15 protein-coding genes are annotated in these 18553 nt (G+C 68.1%); 13 read left to right on the top strand and 2 right to left on the bottom strand.

The features are described 5' to 3' along the window. From AC6RA4_RS02340 to AC6RA4_RS02325, 4 genes are all read left to right on the top strand, one after another. A partial coding sequence (locus AC6RA4_RS02340; protein ID WP_500157023.1) for an ABC transporter permease subunit occupies nucleotides 1-201 on the top strand: 201 nt, incomplete at its 5' end. Further along, nucleotides 198-1112: an ABC transporter permease gene (locus tag AC6RA4_RS02335; RefSeq protein WP_500157021.1), complete on the top strand. Its 915-nt coding sequence runs from the start codon at nucleotides 198-200 to the stop codon at nucleotides 1110-1112. The genes AC6RA4_RS02340 and AC6RA4_RS02335, both read left to right, overlap by 4 nt. Nucleotides 1113-1184: 72 nt before the next feature. Next, nucleotides 1185-2771, top strand: a complete 1587-nt coding sequence (locus AC6RA4_RS02330; RefSeq protein WP_500157019.1) for an ABC transporter substrate-binding protein — start codon at nucleotides 1185-1187, stop codon at nucleotides 2769-2771. Nucleotides 2772-2845: 74 nt separating this feature from the next. Continuing rightward, entirely contained in the window at nucleotides 2846-4702 is a 1857-nt protein-coding gene (locus AC6RA4_RS02325) for an ABC transporter ATP-binding protein (RefSeq protein WP_500157017.1), read from the top strand. A 154-nt stretch (nucleotides 4703-4856) separates the two neighbouring features. On the opposite strand, the gene AC6RA4_RS02320 is transcribed toward AC6RA4_RS02325, so the two are convergent. Next, on the bottom strand, nucleotides 4857-6134 hold the full coding sequence (locus tag AC6RA4_RS02320; RefSeq protein ID WP_500157016.1) for an aspartate aminotransferase family protein: 1278 nt from the start codon (nucleotides 6132-6134) through the stop codon (nucleotides 4857-4859). Beyond that, a complete protein-coding gene (locus AC6RA4_RS02315; RefSeq protein WP_500157014.1) occupies nucleotides 6131-7195 on the bottom strand; it encodes a phosphotransferase in 1065 nt (354 codons plus the stop codon). Before AC6RA4_RS02315 ends, AC6RA4_RS02320 begins: the two co-directional genes overlap by 4 nt. 558 nt (nucleotides 7196-7753) lie before the next feature. On the opposite strand from AC6RA4_RS02315, the gene AC6RA4_RS02310 reads away from it, so the two are divergent. The 9 genes from AC6RA4_RS02310 (at nucleotide 7754) to AC6RA4_RS02270 (ending at nucleotide 18551) form a co-directional block, all read left to right on the top strand. Then, the gene (locus tag AC6RA4_RS02310; RefSeq protein WP_500157012.1) at nucleotides 7754-8002 is read left to right on the top strand and encodes a hypothetical protein; all 249 of its coding nucleotides are present in this window, start codon (nucleotides 7754-7756) and stop codon (nucleotides 8000-8002) included. A 394-nt stretch (nucleotides 8003-8396) separates the two neighbouring features. After that, a complete protein-coding gene (locus AC6RA4_RS02305) occupies nucleotides 8397-9581 on the top strand; it encodes a hypothetical protein (protein ID WP_500157010.1) in 1185 nt (394 codons plus the stop codon). A 324-nt stretch (nucleotides 9582-9905) separates the two neighbouring features. Continuing rightward, on the top strand, nucleotides 9906-10754 hold the full coding sequence (locus AC6RA4_RS02300; protein WP_500157008.1) for a MurR/RpiR family transcriptional regulator: 849 nt from the start codon (nucleotides 9906-9908) through the stop codon (nucleotides 10752-10754). Nucleotides 10755-10940: 186 nt separating this feature from the next. Then, on the top strand, nucleotides 10941-12518 hold the full coding sequence (locus AC6RA4_RS02295; protein WP_500157006.1) for an ABC transporter substrate-binding protein: 1578 nt from the start codon (nucleotides 10941-10943) through the stop codon (nucleotides 12516-12518). 97 nt (nucleotides 12519-12615) lie between these two features. Next, nucleotides 12616-13536 carry an ABC transporter permease gene (locus AC6RA4_RS02290; protein ID WP_500157004.1) on the top strand — a complete coding sequence of 307 codons (921 nt, stop codon included), beginning with the start codon at nucleotides 12616-12618 and terminating at the stop codon, nucleotides 13534-13536. Beyond that, nucleotides 13536-14432: a nickel transporter permease gene (nikC, locus tag AC6RA4_RS02285; protein WP_500157002.1), complete on the top strand. Its 897-nt coding sequence runs from the start codon at nucleotides 13536-13538 to the stop codon at nucleotides 14430-14432. The genes AC6RA4_RS02290 and nikC overlap by 1 nt, the downstream gene beginning before the upstream one ends. After that, nucleotides 14429-16168: an ABC transporter ATP-binding protein gene (locus AC6RA4_RS02280; protein WP_500157000.1), complete on the top strand. Its 1740-nt coding sequence runs from the start codon at nucleotides 14429-14431 to the stop codon at nucleotides 16166-16168. The genes nikC and AC6RA4_RS02280 overlap by 4 nt, the downstream gene beginning before the upstream one ends. After that, nucleotides 16165-17094, top strand: a complete 930-nt coding sequence (locus tag AC6RA4_RS02275) for a DUF6963 family protein (protein WP_500156998.1) — start codon at nucleotides 16165-16167, stop codon at nucleotides 17092-17094. The genes AC6RA4_RS02280 and AC6RA4_RS02275 overlap by 4 nt, the downstream gene beginning before the upstream one ends. Continuing rightward, complete coding sequence (locus AC6RA4_RS02270; protein WP_500156996.1) at nucleotides 17091-18551, top strand: N-acyl-D-amino-acid deacylase family protein; 1461 nt, start codon at nucleotides 17091-17093, stop codon at nucleotides 18549-18551. Before AC6RA4_RS02275 ends, AC6RA4_RS02270 begins: the two co-directional genes overlap by 4 nt. Nucleotides 18552-18553 lie beyond the last annotated feature (2 nt).

The raw sequence follows: 18553 nt of genomic DNA, 5'->3' as shown, positions 1-18553 counted from the left end.
GGCTACCTGATGGGCGGCGCGGTGGTGACCGAGAGCATCTTCTCCTGGCCCGGCATCGGGCGGCTCGCCGTGGGCTCGATCGTGTCGAGCGATTTCGCCCTCGCGCAGGGCGCCATCATGGTCATGGCGCTGTCGTTCATGGTGATCAACCTGACGGTCGACATCCTCTACGCCCTGCTCGACCCGAGGATCCAGAAATGAGCCAGATCGATCTCCCCCTCGCCGCAGACGCCCCCGGCGCCGCGGAGGCCCCCGCCGCCACCGGCCCCGCCGCATGGTGGCGGCGACTGCTGCGCGACCCGATGGCGGTGGCCGCGCTGCTGGTGCTGGCCGCGATCTGCCTCGCGGCGCTGTTTGCGCCCTGGATCGCGCCCTATGACCCCTACCTCAACTCGCGCGCCATCATGCAGCCCCCGGCCTGGAGCGACATGGGCTCGTCCGAATACCTGCTCGGCACCGATGCGCAGGGCCGCGACATCCTCAGCCGGGTGCTCCACGGCACCCGCCTGACGCTGCTGATCGGCCTTGCCGGCGCCGGTCTCGGCGGCGGGCTCGGCTCGGTGCTGGGCCTCATGGCGGCGTTCAACCGGCGCCTCGACGGCCCGATCATGCGGATCGCCGACATGATGCTGTCGCTGCCGGCGATCCTGCTCGGCCTCGCCATCGTCGCCGCCGTCGGCCAGAGCCTCGGCGCCATCATCCTCGCCCTCGCCATCGCCTCGGTGCCCGACTGCGCCCGCATCGCCCGCGGCGTCGGCACCGGCATCATGCGGCAGGAGTTCATCGAGGCCGGACGCGCCCTCGGGCTGCGCAGCCGGACGATCTTCGTCCGCTACCTGCTGCGCAACGCGCTGTCGTCGCTGCTGGTCTACATGTCGATGCGCTTCGGCCAGGTGATCCTGATCGGCGCCGCACTCAGCTTCCTCGGCCTCGGCGTGCGCCCGCCGGTCTCCGAGCTTGGCATGATGGCCGCGCAGGGCCGCGACGTGTTCCTCTTCGCGCCGCACATCTCCGTCATCCCGTCGCTGCTGATCTTCGTCATCGTGCTTGCCGCCAACGTCACCGGCGATGCGCTGCGCGACGTGCTCGACCCCCGGATGCGGTCGCGCTGACCGCCCCGATCTCCGACAGGACATCCAACAAGACTGCCAACAAGACTAATTGCCAACAAGGGAACCCCTGACATGACATCGACACGCCATCGCCTGACCCTGACCGCCGGAGCCCTGCTCTGCGCCGGGGCCACCGCCGCCGCCGCGCAGAACGTCACCATCGTGCGCGAGCTCGAGAGCAACAACTACGATCCGCAGAAGACCGCCGCTCTCGCCGCGGCCGAGGTGCTCTACATGCTGGGCGACACGCTGGTCGCGATGGAGCCCGACCTCAAGACCCTCACCCCGAGCCTCGCAAAGAGCTGGGAGATCTCCGAGGACGGCCTGACCTACACCTTCACCCTGCGCGACGATGTCAGCTTCTGCGACGGCAAGCCCTTCACCGCCGCCGATGCCGCCTACAGCCTCAACCGCCTGTCCGATCCCGCCACCCAGTCGCCCGCAGGCTGGCGCGCCGGCAAGGTCGAGAGCATCACCGCCCCCGACGACACCACCCTCGTCTACAAGCTCGAAGAACCCTATTCGGAGCTGCTCTACCAGCTCACCCAGAGCTTCGCGACCATCGTCGACAAGGACAATGTCGAGGCGCTCGGCGACAATTTCGGCGTCACCGGCCTCAACACCACCGGCCCGTTCTGCTGGGGCGAGTGGAAGCCGCGCGACGAGATGGTGCTGACGCGCCACGAGGGCTACACTTGGGGCCCCTCGGTCTACGAGAACACCGGCCCGGCGCTTGTCGAGAGCATCACCTGGGAGATCGTGCCCGAGGCCAACACCCGCGTCACCGCGCTGCTAACCGGCCAGGCCGACATCAGCCGCACCATCCCCTACATCGCCTTCGAACGCTTCCGCTCGCTGCCGAACTTCCAGATCAACAAGAGCGATCTCGCGGCCTGGACCGAGTATTTCGGCATGAAGATGGACCGCCCGCTGATGCAGGACATCGCCGTGCGCAAGGCGATGAACCTCGCCTTCAACCAGGCGGCGATGGCCGAGGACATCTACTATGGCGAGGTCATCCCGGCGACGACCTACATGTCGACCACGACCCGCGACTGGAATTCCGAGGCCGACCCGCTGGTCGCCGAGTATGACGTCGAGGCCGCCAAGGCGATGCTCGACGAGGCCGGCTGGGTCGAGGGCGAGGACGGCATCCGCGAGAAGGACGGGATGCGGCTTGCGCCGAAGTTCTACGCCTTCACCGGCTCTGCCCCGCAGGCGCGGGTCGAATACCTGCAGGCCGAGATGCGCAAGATCGGCATCGACATCGAGATCGAGTCCTTCGACCCGACCATCGTCTGGTCGAAGCTGACCACCCAGGAATACGACATGTACCAGATGGGCTTTTCCTACATGTCCGCCGGGGACGGTCTGAACCTCTACTTCCGCTCCGAAAACATGCCGGCGCCCAACCGGATGAACTGGAACGACCCGGAGACCGACGAGCTTCTCGACGCCGCCATGCGCGCCACCGACGATGCGACCCGCGCCGAGGATACCGGCAAGGTCATCATGAAGGTCTCCGAGGCCGCGGTCTGGATCCCGATCTACCACGAGCCGATCAGCATGGTGCAGTCGACCCGGCTGAAGCCGGTGATGCCGCACTCGATCCAGGGCACCGGCTTCTACAAGGGCCTCGACATCGCGCTGGCCGACTGAGCCCCGCTCAAGATCTCCTGCGGCGGCGCGTCCTGCGGCGCGCCGCCGTCCCTACCGATGACGGGACACGATCCATGACCGACCTGCAGCATTTCCATCGCGGCGCCCCCGTGACCCCCGTTCCCGGCCGGACCGCGCCGGTTCTGTCGGTGCGCGATCTGACCACCAGTTTCCACACCCCGGCGGGCTGGCGCAGCGTCGCGCGGGACGTGAGCTTCGACATCGCCCCCGGCGAGACCCTCGCCATCGTCGGCGAGAGCGGCTCGGGCAAGAGCGTCACCTCGATGGCGATCATGGGCCTGCTGCCGCATGGCACCAGCCGCGCCGAGGGCTGGGTCCGGCTCGAGGGCCGCGAGATCCTCAACCTGCCCGACCGCGACATGCAGAAGATCCGCGGAAACAAGATCTCGATGGTCTTCCAGGAGCCGATGACCTCGCTGAACCCGGTCTACACCATCGGCGAGCAGCTGATCGAAGCGCTGCGCGCCCATCGCCGGCTGAGCCGCCGCGATGCCCGCAGCGCCGTGCGCGAGCTGCTCGACCACGTGCGCATCCCCAATGCCGAGCGCCGCATCGACGAGTACCCGCACCAGATGTCGGGCGGGATGCGCCAGCGGGTGATGCTTGCGATGGCGCTGGCCGCGCGCCCCAAGCTGCTGATCGCCGACGAGCCCACCACCGCGCTCGACGTGACGATCCAGCGCGAGATCCTCGAGCTGATCTCGGTGCTGCAGAAGGAAATCGACATGGGCGTGCTGTTCATCACCCACGACATGGGCGTGGTGGCCGAGATCGCCGACCGGACGCTGGTGATGTATCGCGGCGATGTGGTCGAACAGGGCGCCACCACCGGGATCTTCGCCGCCCCGCGCGAACGCTACACCCGCGACTTGCTCGCGGCGGTGCCGCGGCTTGGCGACATGGCGGGCAAACCCGCCCCCGAGCGCTTCGCGCCCGCGGCGGACCGCGCCCCGGCAAGCATGCCGGCCAGAACGCCCTCCTCTGGCGCCGACCGTGCGCCGATCCTCGAGGTCAACGACCTCGCAGTGCATTTCCCGATCCGCGGCGGCATGCTGCGCCGCAGCCCCGGCGCGGTGCACGCGGTCGAGGGCGTCTCCTTCTCGCTCTCCCCCGGCGAGACCCTGTCCATCGTCGGCGAGAGCGGCTGCGGCAAGTCCACCACCGGTCGCGCTATCCTGCGGCTGACGGAGCCGACCTCGGGGCAGGTGAAGATCGACGGCATCGACATGGGCAGCCTCTCGCGCGAGGCCCTGCGCGAGACGCGGCGGCGGGCGCAGATGATCTTCCAGGATCCCTATGGCAGCCTCAACCCGCGCAGCACCATCGGCGAGGCGCTGATCGAGCCCTTCGTGGCGCACCACATGGGCAGCGTGGGCGAGGGCACGCGCAAGGCCCGCGCGCTGCTTGACCGTGTCGGGCTGCAGGCCGACGCCATGGGGCGCTACCCGCACGAGTTCTCCGGCGGCCAGCGCCAGCGCGCCGCCATCGCGCGGGCGCTGATGCTCGATCCGCAGATGATCATCGCCGACGAGGCGGTCTCGGCGCTCGACGTGTCGGTCAAGGCGCAGGTCTGCGACCTGCTGCTCGACCTGCAGGAGAGCCTCGGCCTGTCCTATGTCTTCATCTCGCATGATATGGCCATCGTCGAACGGGTAAGCCACCGGGTCGCGGTCATGTATCTGGGCGAGATCGTCGAGATCGGCAGCCGCGCGCAGGTCTTCGAGAGCCCGAGCCACCCCTACACGCGCCGGCTGCTGGCGGCGGTGCCGCGCCCGGACCCGGCGCTGCGCGGCACCCGCCCGCCGGTGGAGACGCGCGAGCTCAAGAGCCCGATCCGCGCGCCCGGCTACCAGCCGCCCGCGCGCCGCTGGCTCGAGCCCGCCCCCGGGCATCTGGTGGTCGCACACTGAGATCCGCCCCCGCGGCGTGTCCCCGTTCGCCGCGCGGGCCCACCTGGAGGGCGGGTCAGGCCCGCCCTCCGCCTTCACAAGACTGCGGAACGACAACGGCCGCGCAGGGATCTGCGCGGCCGTTTGATGTTCATGCGCCGAAAGCCCGACGCCCTCAGAGGCGGGCGAGGGCGCGGTCGAGGCTGGAAAGGAACTGGTCCATATGCGCGTCCGAGCTCGGCAGCAGCGGGCGGATCTTCAGACATTCGTTCTGCTCGCCGCAGACCCCCACCAGCACCCCCGCCTCGCGCAGCAGCTCGGTGAGCTTCGCGGCCTGCGCCGGGTCTGCTGCCCCATCTGCGCCCAGCACCTCGAGCGCGCCGTAAAGACCCGAGCCGCGCACCGCGCCGGCGGCATCGTGCCGCTTCGCCACCGCGGAAAGCCCCTCGACCAGCTGCGCGCCGCGCAACCGGGCGTTCTCCATCAGGCCCTCGTCGCGGATCACGTCGAGCACCGCGAGCCCGACGGCCGCCGACACAGGGTTGCCGCCAAAGGTATTGAAATAGCGCGTCCGCGCGCCGAACTCGGCCAGCAGCTCCGGGCGCGTGACCATCGCCGCGAGCGGGTGCCCGTTGCCGAGCGGCTTGCCGCAGGTGACGATGTCGGGGGCCACGCCGTGACGCAGGAAGGCCCACATGGCCTCGCCGGGCCGAGCGCGGCCGGACTGTACCTCGTCGGCGACGAAGAGCGCACCCGCCTCCTGCGCCGCCCTGACCCCGCCAGCGACAAAGCCGCGCGGATCGGTGAAGAGGCCCTGCCCTGCAAAGACCGTGTCGAAGATCAGCATCGCCGGTTTCACGCCGGCCTCTTCAAGGCTCGCGATGGCGCCGCGCACCCCGGCCTCGAACCGTGCGGCGACGTCTTCGCCGGGCACCGGGGCGTCGACCACCCGGACATGCGCTGCGGGCGCCGTCGCCGGCCCGAGCGAGGTGGAGATCTCCGCCAGATCGCCGGTCACGCCATGATAGGCGCGGCCCACCACGATCACGCCATCGCCCCCGGTCACCGACCGGCAGATGCGCAGCGCGAGGTCGTTGGCCTCGCTGCCGGTGCAGGTGAACATCACCTGCGAGAGCGGCTCGGGAAAGGTCTCGAGCAAGCGTTCGGCATAGGCCACCACGCCGTCATGCAGGTAGCGCGTATGGGTGTTCAGCGTCGACGCCTGCCGGGTCATCGCCTCGATCACCGCCGGATGGCAATGCCCGACCGAGGGCACGTTGTTGTAGAAATCGAGATATCGGCGCCCGCCCGCATCTTCCATCCAGACGCCTTCGCCGCGCACCAAATGCAGCGGCGTTTCGTAGAAGTGCCGATAGGCCGGGCCAAGCGCCTGCTTGCGCCGGGCGAAGAGGGCGCTTTCGGCGCGAAGCGGTGCTGGGTCGTGCAGGGTCATGAGATCAGTCTTTCCTCTGGGGCCGGTGCAGGACCGCGGCCGGTGATCGTGTCGACGAGCGTCCATGCATTGGCGACATTGCGCATGATATAGGCGCTGTTTTCGGGAAAATGGCTGTTGCGCCAATGGGTAAGAAGGATGCGGGTCGCGAGGCGCGTACAGATGAGATCGGGAAGGAGGTCGCGCTCTTCCGGCAGCAACTCGGCCTCCTGACTGTAGCCCTCGACCAGCGTCGCGAGCGACGCGTCGAGACCCAGCGCGGGGTCGATGAAATAGCTCGCCGCGACCGCCAGCTCATTGATGCGTGGCGCGTGCACCGCGTCTCCAAAATCGATCACCCCGATGCGCAGCGCGCCGCCCTCTTCGCGAACGAGGATGTTGCTCGGGTTCATGTCGTTGTGGATCACCTGATGCGGCAGGCGCTCGGCCCGTGGTGCGATGACCTCCTCGAAGCGAGCGATATGCGCCGCCACCCAATCGCGCCGCGCCCGATCCTCGATCAGCGGCAAAAGCGGCGCCAGCCGCGGCAAGAGCATCTGGTTCCACAGCAGGTCGCGCCGGGCACCGGGCTCGTCGCAGGGCGCGAGCGCCCGGGTCAGTGCCCCGACGGTGCGCCCGATCGCATGCCTCAGCCGATCGCTGCCCGGCGTCACCGGAGAGGCGCCACGCAGCAGGCTGGTGCGGATCAGGGTGTGGGCGGTGCCGCCGATCTGCAGCGTCACCTCTTCCTGGTCGTCGAGCGAAGGACGGAAGGAGGGCACGTCGAACACGTCCTGCCGCGCCGCAGCGCGCATCAGCCGATGCTGCATCTGCCGCGCCGCATCGGTCTCGGCTGCGTTGTAGATCTTGAGGATCGTGACCGTCCCGTCGCCCTCGGTCACAACGAAGTTGAGATCGCGCTCGCCGGTGAGCGCGCGCAGGTCTGCCTTGTTTCCCCAGCCCTGCATCAGAAGGGCGCCCGCGTCCTCGAGGCTCAGCGCCGGTTTCGCGGCGAGCAGGATCTCGGGACCGCCCTCCCCCTCAGGACCAAGACCCTCGAAGGGTGAATAGGCTGGCTGCACGCTCTGTCCTTTCGCATCATACGTGATGCCTGATACATGATGCATCAAAATGAATCAACTCTTCTGCGTCATCCAGCGACCTATTTGGGTGCGTTGCCTGAAGACACTGGCGCCCCTGCACCACGACGGAGCGCAGCACGGCGGCTGAGATGTTGAAAGACGATCATCGCACGGACCCGAGGCAAAATCGGCGACGGCGCGCGCCCTGCGCTGGCCCCGATCCGCTTTTCAACCGCCCATGCGGCGGAACCGCTGCCGCAAGGTGCAAAAATGCACATTAGAGCTGCTCGCCGCTTCGAACCCTCGTTTTCGCGGTTCCGCTCACGAAGGGGCACCGGAGACCCAATCCCGAACGAGCCATAAATTATTGGCTACGACAATCCTTTAGCTCACCGACCCTCGCGGATTCAGCCCCCTGACGCACATGTTCGAGAGCGCGCGTGAGCGGGACGGTGATTTGCAACCCGGCAGCGGGAAGCGCAGATATCCCTCATCCGAACGACACGGACACCACAGATTTCCGCACAAATGTGCGAATACACACCGAAAGGAAACCCAATGAAAAACGTTGCACTCTTCACCGCCGCCGCTCTCGCCGCAGCAACCGCGTTCACCGGCGCCGCCTCGGCCCAGCCCTACAACACCGGCGACTTCGCCCGCGCCGCTCTCGTGAAAATCGCACCCGACGCCGATGTCGCCAGCCTGAGCAACGCCGAGGCGGTTGCCGTCTACCAGAGCGTGCAGTCGGAAACCGGCAACGCCAACCAGACCGCACGCGCCGAAGCGATGATCAACGGCTACAACTGATCCCGCTCGCCGCCCTCGGGCGGCGCGGCAACCGTTCCGGACCGGAACAGCGAAGGGGTGCCCGGCGGGCGCCCCTTTTCGCGTGCTGTGAACCCGTCTCGCCGGGTTCAGACACAGGCCAGACGGTGCTGACGGCGGCCCCGTGCTGCCACCTTCAGGCGCCGCAGGATTGTTGCGAAAGTCATGGCGTCGCCGCAATTTCCTGACAAGATCATCTTAAACGTGTACTTTCGCCAGAAGCTCGCCCAAGAATTCGAGGCCAACCCATGCCACGTTTATCGGTCTCCGCCCCTCTCTGCACGAGACAGGACGAACGGCGGGACAATGCACGGAACCTGCGCGGCCCGGAACATTATTCGCGTGATTTACCCACCCTGACAGGAAGGCCATCGCCATGCTTAGACCCCGCATTTTCCTCGCCACAGCCGTCTGCCTGACGGCACCGGCATGGCCCGTCACCGCACAGACCGGCGATGGCTGCACCGCTGACGGCTGGCCCGACAAGACCGACGCGGCCTTCGCCGCCGACTGCGCCGGCTTCGGCTTCGGCGCCTCCCTTGCGGATCGTGAAACCCTGGCCTGGATGATCTTTGCCCGGGTGAACCAGCTGATCGACGATCCCGATGGCGAGGGCATGTCGGGCACAGGCAAGGTGCCTGTGTGGATGGCCTGGCCCACCGATCCCGACACCTTCGGCACCCGCGAGCCGTTCGAATTCGGCGCGGCGCCGCGCAACGAGATGGAGCCGAGCGTGGAGAAGAAGGATCTGCTCTCGGGGCGCGTCTCCACCGAGGATCCCGACGGCGCCAATGAAGAGGTGACCCGCAACCAGATCAGCTACGACTACCTCGTCGAGAGCGGACTCACGACGAAGATCGACGTGGCCGCCTTCTTTGCCGACAACGCGTTCGTCGACATGCCCGTGGGCTCGATCGAGCTGAAAGCCTCGTGGCTGCAGGTGACCGAGGGCAGCCCGGCCCCCGAGGGCGCACTGACCTTCGCCTTCGAGAGCGGCGAATACTGGTGGCGCGGACTGCATCTGATGGTGAAGATGCAGCCGCTGCCCGATCCGTCGCAGATGTTCTACAGCGAAGAGCCAAGCTGGTTCTGGTCGACCTTCGAGTTCAACGACAACCCCGGCGTCGGCCATGTCCGCGACGCGCTCATCACCCAGCGCGCTCCGCTTGACGAGGCTGCGATCTCGGCGATCCTGCAGGCCGCGGGGCTCGGGGGGTTCGGGTTCGAAGCCTATGCGCCGAACGGCACCCAGATCCGCTTCACGGTGGACGGGACGGGCGAGATCCCGGTGATCCTCGGCCATACCGACATGGAGGATTTCGCAGGATCGCCCAACACCGCGCAGCCGCGCTACTGGACGGGCTTCGAGGCGAGCTGTCACAGCTGCCACGCCAGCGCAGCCTACAACCCCGAGAGCGCGGCGTTCTTCCCCTTCTCGGTGCCCACCGGGGCGCTGCATCCGGGCTACAACAAGAGCGACGCGCAGCAGGTGGTGCGCTATCTCGGGCAGGGCTACAAGCCGCTGGATTTCATGTGGCCGATCGCCTTTCAGGCCAAGTGATCCGGGGCAACGGCGCCGCCGCGTGAGCAGGACTGCGGTCACGCGCCGCCCGAGCGATGATCTGGCTCGGCCGGCGTGCGGCTCATGACGGCCCCCAAGGGGCTTCGCTCCGAAGCCACCCACCGGGTCTGTCCGCCAGCGCAGGCGACCCGGCGGGACATGCCTAGACGCCCCCGCATGGGCGATCAGTGATGACGAGGCATGGCACCGTCCCGCGATCCCGGCAAGGCCCCTGCCCGGGAGCGCGGGTTTTGCATGGATGCCACGGCGGCGCGCCACTACGCTGCGCAGTCAGAGACCTGACGCAGCGCGAGGAACACAGCCATGGACCGGACCTTTCACATCGCGCAGCGCCTGCTGTCGGCCTATGACGAGATGCCGCGCGGCGAACGGCGGCTGGCCGACCTGCTGCTTGAGGATGTCGGCGTGCTGGCCTACCTGACCGCGAGCGATCTGGCCGATCAGGCGGGCGTGTCGAAGGCCACTGCGGCGCGGCTCTTCCGGCGGCTCGGCTATCGCGGCTATCGCGATGCGCAGCGGGAAGTGCGCGAAAACCAGTCCGCCCGGCCCGCGGCACCCGAGGTGCCCGCGTTCTCCGGCGGCTTCCTGTCGCCGGGGGAGTATCTCGACGCGGAGGTGAAGCATCTCGTGCGCACCTTCGAGACCCTCCCGGCCGAGCAGATGTCGGAAGCGGTCGAGATCCTCTGCCGCGCCGCCAAGCTCTGGGTGGTGGGCTTCGGCGAGGGCTACCCGCTGGCGCTGTTCGCCCGCGCCCTGCTGATCAAGGTCTTTCCAGACATCCGGATGATCCCGCTCAGCGGCTTCCCGGTGCCGGAGGAGTTTGCCTCGATCAGCCCGGAGGATGCGGTGCTGGCCTTCGGGGTCGGCCGCCGCACCGCCGAGCTGCGCAACGTCATCGGATCGTCGCGGCGCGCGGGCGCCAAGGTCATCCTCGTCACCAACTCGCTCGCCGCGGGCGACAAGCGTGGCGCCGACCTGATCCTGCGCGGGCGCTCCGACGGGCCGACGGTGTTCGGCTCGATGACCGCTCCGCTGAGTCTCGTCACCTATCTCTGCGCCCGGGTCGCGACCCGCACCGGCGATTCGGCGCAGCGGCGGCTCGACCACATCGAGTCCATCCATTCGCAATGGGCTGAAGAAAGCAGCAAATGAGACCGGTCGGTTTTCAGAACTGAAGAGAACGATCCGGGCCGCAGGCCCAGAAGGAGTCATTTCTGAAAATCGACATATCGTTTATGAACCTTTTTCTTGCGCAATCCTCCATCTCGCCCGGAGCCTTGTCGTCATGTCGTTCCTCGATGCGAGGCGACGCAACGGGATTTGATGGAGATGAGGAACATGGACGACACACGCAGAAGACCGCGCGGATTGCCCGCGCTGCCCGGCCTCGCGCTGACCGCGTCGCTGGCACTCGGGGCGACGACCGCGGGCGCTCAGGAACTGGTCTGGGCCCGCTACGGCGACATCGACAGTCTCGATCCGCACCGCGCCACCAGCACCCTGTCGATGCAGGTCTGGGACCAGATCTACGACACCTTGCTTGCCTTCGACATGGAGGGGAACCCCGGCCCCAACATGGCCGAAAGCTGGGAGGCCAGCGAAGACGGGCTTGAATACACCTTCACGCTTCACGACGGAATACTGTGCCACGACGGCTCGCCGTTCGACGCCAATGACGTGAAGTTCACCATCGACCGCGCCTTCGGCGACACGCCGAGCCTGACCAAGACCAGTTGGGGGCCGATCACCGACGTGACGGTCGTCGATCCGCTGACCTTCAAGATCACGCTGGCAAGCACGTTCGGCGCCTTCCTGCCCTTCCTTGCCGACAGCTTCTCGTCGATGGTCTGCGACAGCAACACCGCCGACACCTTCGGCTCGACCACCGCCATCGGCACCGGGCCGTTCATCCTCGACGAATGGGTCAAGGGCAGCGAGATCGCGCTGTCGAAAAACCCAGACTACGTCAATTTCGGCGAGCCCTTCGACAACAAGGGCGCGCCTCATATCGACAAGCTGCTGATCCGCACCGTGCCCGAAGCGCAGACCCGCCTCGCCGCGCTGCGCACCGGCGAGGTGCATATCGCCGAGCCGCCCTTCGATGACATCGAGGCCATCAAGGAGGCCGGCGAGCTCGAGATCATGGTCGCCGAGAACACCGGTCAGGACGTGTTCTGGGAGTTCACCACCTCGCGCGCGCCCTTCGACGACATTCGCGCCCGCCAGGCGGTGGCCTACGCCACCGATCCGCAGATGGCGATCGACATCATCTACGGCGGCCTGACCAACCGCGAATGGTGCCCGGTCGCCCGCGGCGTCTTTGGCAACGATCAGGAGTTCTGCAAGCAGTACGGCTACGAGTACGACCCCGAAAAGGCCAAGGCGCTGCTCGCCGAGATGGGCTATGGCCCGGACAATCCGCTCGAGACGACGATGTTCGTCTGGACCGGCGGCAACCGGCACAAGCTGGCCGAGATCTTCCAGTCGCAACTGGCGCAGGTCGGCATCGACGCCGGCATCGAGATCATGGACATCGGCACCATGAACGCCCGCGTGAAGGAGCAGAACGAAAGCCCCGACGATCCCTCGCCCGGCACCTTCGACATGATGACTTGGTCCTGGTACGACCCGGATATCCTTTACCAGCTGTGGCACTCGCCGGGCGCCTATTCCGGCTTCCAGAACGCCGAGCTCGACGCGATGCTCGAAGAGACCCGCACCACCATCGACCCCGATGCCCGGCTCGAGAAGGTGCAGGCGGTGATCAAGTACCTGATGGAAAACGCCGTGCATATCGGCCTCTACAGCCCCGGCTGGGAGTGGGTCTTTGCCGTGCGTCCCGAGGTCGAGGGGTTCAAGGTCGGTCCCTTCCTGCACCCGAACTTCCTCGACGTGACGGTGGTCAGCGGGGGCTGAGGCTCGTCCCCCCAAGAGCTTCCTCCCGACCACCCTCTCGGCGCGCGGTCCTGTTCCCGCCGCGCGCCGGACCTTTCCTCCGGCAAGGAGACGCCCCATGGGCAAGTTCATCCTCCAGCGCCTGCTGGCCGCGCTCGTGACCATCTGGATCGCGACCATCGCGGTGACGATCCTGATCCACCTGGTGCCGGGAGACCCGGTGCGGATCATGTATGGCAGCTTCCAGACAACCCCCGAAGAGCTCGAGGCGATCCGCGTGCGGCTTGGCCTCGACCAGCCGATCTGGACCCAGTACCTGATGTATCTCGAGCGTCTCGTGCAGGGCGATCTCGGCCGCTCCATCGTCGGTGACCAGCCCGTGCTCGACGTGCTGCTGACGCGCTTTCCGGCAACGCTGGCACTCACCGTGTCGAGCCTCGCCATCGCCATCGTGGTCGGCATGAGCCTCGGGTTTCTCGCCGCCTACAAGCGCGGGACCTGGGTCGATGTGAGCGCCATGGTGCTGGCCATCGTCGGGGTCTCGATGCCGCATTTCTGGCTCGGCCTGCTGCTGCTCTTCCTGTTTGCCCTGCAACTGCAATGGCTTCCGGTGGCGGGCGGCGACTGGCGCAGCCTGCTGCTGCCGGCACTGACGCTTGGCCTCGCCAATGCCGCCGTACTGGCGCGCCTGACCCGCTCGGCGATGATCGATATCTTCGACCAGGATTTCATCCGCACCGCCCGCGCCAAGGGCCTGCCGCGCTCCATCGTGCTTTACCGTCACGCGCTGCGCTCGGGGCTGGTGCCGGTGGTGTCCATGCTGGGCCTGCAATTCGCCTACCTGATGGGCGGCGCCATCGTGATCGAGAACGTCTTCGCCTGGAATGGCGTGGGCCGGCTCGCCATCGAGGCGGTGCTGTCGCGGGATTACCCGCTCATCCAGGGTTTCATCCTGTTCTTTGCAACCGTGGTCGCGCTGGCATCGGTGGTGATCGACATCGCCTACGCCTTCCTCGACCCCCGCATCCGGTATTCGTGATGATCCACTCATCCTCTACCGCCGAGCTGGCGGACGATCTCGCCACCGCCTCCGCGCCGCGCAAGCGCAGCTTCTGGCGGGCCCTGATCGCCAGCCCGTCGGGCCTGATCGGGCTGGCGATCGTAGCGGTGCTGGTGCTCGCGGCGCTGACCGCGCCGCTAATCGCGCCCTATGATCCGCTGCGCATGGCGGCCGGCCCTCGGCTCGACCCCCCGTCCGCGAGCTATCTCATGGGCACCGACGATTTCGGCAGGGACGTGCTGAGCCGGATCATCTACGGCGCCCGGCTGACGCTGCAGATCGGGGTGATCGCGGTCGGCATCTCGCTCACCTGCGGCCTGCTTCTGGGCCTCGTGGCGGGCTATTCCTCGGGCTGGACCGAACGGGTGCTGATGCGGCTGGTGGATGTGCTCTTCTCCTTCACCGAGATCGTGATCGCGCTCGCCTGCCTTGCCATCTTCGGCGTCGGCCTGACCAACGCGATGATCGCCATCGGCATCGCCTCGATCCCGTTCTACGCCCGGGTGACCCATTCCGTCGTGCTCGTGGAGAAGGGCAAACCCTATTTCGAAGCCGCCATCGCCGCCGGCGCCGGCCATGTCCGACTGATCTTCCTGCACCTGCTGCCCAACGTGGTGCCGACGCTGATCGTCATCGGCACATTGGGGGTCTCTACCGCGATCCTCGCTGCGGCCGGGCTCTCCTTCCTCGGCCTCGGGGCGCAGCCGCCACAGCCGGAATGGGGCTTCATGCTGTCCTCGTCGCGCGATCTCATCAGCCGCGCGCCGTGGATGATGATCTTTCCCGGTCTCGCCATCGCCATCACCGTCCTCGGGTTCAACCTGCTGGGCGACGGCATCCGCGAGGCCCTCGATCCAAGGCAGACAGACCGATGACAGACGACACAGACGCCCCGCTCCTGTCCGTCAGGGACCTGACCATCTCCTTTGGCAAGGGCCGCCACCGGAACGTCGCGGTGAAGGAACTGAGCTACGACCTGCGCGCCGGAGAAACCCTGGCCATCGTCGGCGAGAGCGGCTCTGGCAAGAGCGTGTCGTCGATGGCGCTGCTTGGCCTGCTGCCGCCGGGGTCCGCGACCATCGAGACCGGCAGCGCCCGGTTCGGCGGGCAGGACCTGCTGCACCTGAGCGACGAGCAGCTGCGCGGCATCCGGGGCGACCGGGTGACGATGATCTTTCAGGAGCCGATGACCTCGCTCACCCCGGTGCTGCGCATCGGCCAGCAACTCACCGAGGCGCTTATCGAGCACAAGGGCATGACCCGGGCGGAGGCCGCCGCGCGGGGCCGCGAGATGCTGACACTGGTGGGGCTCGACAAGGTCGAGCGGCGCATGAAGCAGTTCCCGCACGAACTGTCGGGGGGCATGCGCCAGCGGGTGATGATCGCCATGGCGATGGCGTCCGACCCGGCGATCCTGCTGGCGGATGAGCCGACCACGGCGCTCGACGTCACCGTTCAGGCGCAGATCCTCGACCTGATGCGGGACCTCAAGGACCGCTTCGGCACCTCGATCATCCTGATCACCCACGACATGGGCGTGGTCGCCGAGATGGCCGACCGCGTCGTCGTCATGCGCAAGGGGCGCAAGATCGAGGAGGGCACCGTCCGCGAGATCTTCGAGACCCCGCAGCAGGACTACACCAAGGCGTTGCTCGCGGCGGTCCCGCGACTCGGCGCCCATGCGGCGGCGGCGGAGCCGCGCCGGGTGGTCGACGACCCGGCGCGCCCCGGCGCGCGGCTGCTGCACACGCGCGGCATGTCCAAGACCTTCCGCGAGCGCGGGCTCTTCGCTGCAAAGGCGGGCGGCACGGCGGCGATGCAGGACGTGGGCTTCGACCTTGCCGCGGGCGAGACGCTGGCGCTGGTCGGCGAAAGCGGCTCGGGCAAGTCCACCACCGGGCGCGCGGTGCTGCGGCTGCTGGACCTCGACGAAGGCGTCATCGAGATCGGCGGCACCGACATGCGAAGGCTCTCGGGCAAAGCGGTGCGCAAGGCGCGACGCGAAATGCAGATGATCTTTCAGGACCCCTTCGCTTCGCTCAACCCACGCCTCAGCGCCGGGCGGCTGGTGGCGGAGCCGATGGTGATCCACGGCCTTGCAAAGGGCCGCGAGCTGCAGGACCGGACCGAGCAGCTGTTCCTCCGCGTCGGGCTCGAGGCGGACCACATGCGCCGCTTCCCGCACGAGTTCTCGGGCGGCCAGCGCCAGCGCCTGTCGATTGCGCGCGCCCTGTCGGTGAGCCCGAAACTGATCGTCGCCGACGAGCCGACCTCGGCGCTCGACGTCAGTGTCCAGGCGCAGGTGCTCGAGCTGATGCTCGAACTGCAACAGAGCATCGGCCTCGCCTATCTCTTCATCAGCCACGACATGGCGGTGGTCGAGGAGGTGGCGCATCGCGTCGCGGTGATGCGCCGGGGCCGGATCGTCGAGATCGGTCCCCGGCAGGCGGTGCTGAACGATCCGCGCCACGCCTATACCCGCGCCCTGCTTGCGGCGGTCCCGGTCCCCGATCCGACCCGCAGCCGCGGCACCTTGCCAACGCTCGACGCAAGCACGCTGCCCACCGGGCCGCTGACCGAAATCGCTCCGCAACACATGGTGGCAAGTTGACCATAGGAATAGCAGTGATGGCCCCGGGCGCGGCCCGCGCAGCGCTGGCCGGGCTCGAGGCGGTGGAAGCGGTCGGGCGCGGGGCCATTGGCGGTTTTGTCAGCCTTACGGTGCTGGCGCCGGATGGCACGGTGCACGACCTCGGCGTGCAGCGCGGCGGGGCGCGGGCGATGCTGTCCGAGCCACAGCTCGCGGCGCTGTCCGAAGCCCGGCTGGCGGTGCTGATGTCGTCCGCTCCGGATCGCCCGGAGCCGCTCTCGCAGTTTACCCCTGCCGCCGCCGATGCCGGGCTGATGACCGGGCACCGCCTGCCGAACATGCCGGGGCTGGACGGGACGCCCCCGAACCTCGTCGCGCTTCAGGCGCTGCGCGAGGGGCTGTCTCCCACGATGGCGATCGACCGCGCCCTTGGCGATGCCCCGGAACTGGATGCCGGGCTCATCGCCATGACCCCGAACGGCGACCTCGCGCTCGGGAATTCGGCCTCGGTGGCGGCGCGGACCGATATCGGCCAGGCGCTGGTGGTCGAGCCCGGCCTCTCGGCCGCGGTGCTTCACAACTCCATCCTGCCCCACGAGGCGCTCGCGGATCTTGCGGTCTCGGCGATCCGCGACAGACTGACGCCGCTTGACGCCTGGAGCGGCGCGGGCAGTGCCATCGGGCTCAGCGTTCTCCGCGGCCCCCGGGAGCGCGCTCTTCTGCTCGACGCGGATCGCGGCACCGCGCTGGGGTTCGAGGCGGCGGGAGAGGAATGGCAGCGCCCGGAATGGGAGGGTTGCCCGGTGCGGCGCGGCGACCCGGTGATCGCGGCGGGGCAGGTCGTCGGCCATGTCGTGCAGGAGGCCTATTGCATCCTGCGCGGCGGCACCGTGACCCAGGCCCGGGGCGATCACCGGCTCACCTGGACACGGAGCGAGGCGACATGAGCGGCGATTTCGAGTGCGATCTGCTGATACGGAACGGGCGTGTCTTCGACGGATCGGGCGCACCGCCGGTCGCCGCCGATGTGGCCGTCTCCGGCGACCGGATCGTGGCGGTCGGCGCATCGCTCACGCTGTCGGCGCGCGGGGTGGTCGAGGCGGTAGGGCTGGCGCTCGCGCCGGGCTTCATCGACGTCCACACCCATGACGATCTCGCCGCGATGAGCATCGAGACCAGCCTGCCGAAGCTGAGCCAGGGCGTCACCACCGTGGTGACGGGCAATTGCGGCATCAGCCTCGGCCCGAGCCCGCTCACACGCCGCGACACGCTGGTGCCGCCGCTCGACCTGATCGGAACGGCCGAGGATTACCGCTACGCGGATTTCGGCGATTACCTCGCCGCCCTGCGCGGGCGCGCCCCGGGCGTGAACGTTGTGCCGCTGGTCGGTCACACGGTGCTGCGCGCGCGGGCGGTGGACGATCTGACGGGCCCCGCCACCGGCGACGAGATCGAGACCATGCGCCGCGATCTCGCCGCCGCCCTCGATCAGGGCGCGGCGGGGTTTTCCACCGGGCTCGCCTATCCTCCGGCCAAGGCCGCGACGACCTCGGAAGTGCTGGCCCTCGTGCGCGAGGTCGCGAAGGCCGGCGCCCTCTGGACCACCCATATGCGCGACGAGCGGACCGGCGTTGTCTCGGCGGTGGCCGAGACCATCGACATCGCCCGGCGCAGCGGCGCGCGGACGCTGATCTCGCACCACAAATGCTGTGGCGAGGCGGCCTTCGGCCTGTCGCGCACCACGCTTGCGATGATCGAGGAGGCGCGGCGCGAGATCCGGCTCGATATCGACGTCTATCCCTACACCGCAAGCTCGACTGTCCTGATCGAGAGCTTCGCAAGGGACAGCCGCGAGGTCACGGTCAGCTGGTCCGACCCGCACCCGGACATGGCCGGTCGCGATCTCACCGAGATCGCCGCACATTGGGGCATCGACCCGATGGCGGCGCTCGACCGGCTGCGCCCCGGCGGCGCGATCTATCACCAGATGGACGACGGCGATCTCGAGCGGATCCTCTCCTGGCCGCCCTCGCTGGTGGGCTCCGACGGGCTGCCCCGCGACCGCCGCCCGCATCCGCGTCTCTGGGGGGCCTTTCCGCGCGTTCTTGGCCAATACGCCCGCGAAAAGGCGCTGCTGACCATGGCCGGGGCCGTCGCCAAGATGACCGGCCAGACCGCCGACGTGCTTGAGCTGACCGACCGGGGGCGGATCGCCGAGGGGGCCTTTGCCGATCTCGTGCTGTTCGATCCCGAGACCATCCGCGACGCCGCCAGTTTCGACGATCCGGTGCAGCCCTCGGACGGGATCCGCTCTGTCTATGTGAACGGGCGCCTGGCCTACGCCTCCGGTCAAGCCGAGGCCGCTGCCTGCGGCCGGCTCCTTGCGCGCTCAGCGCGGTGCTGAGA

It is taken from the genome of Salipiger sp., from assembly GCF_059781815.1.
Note: the sequence above shows the minus strand (reverse complement) of the source record. Positions and strands in the feature narration are given on the sequence as shown.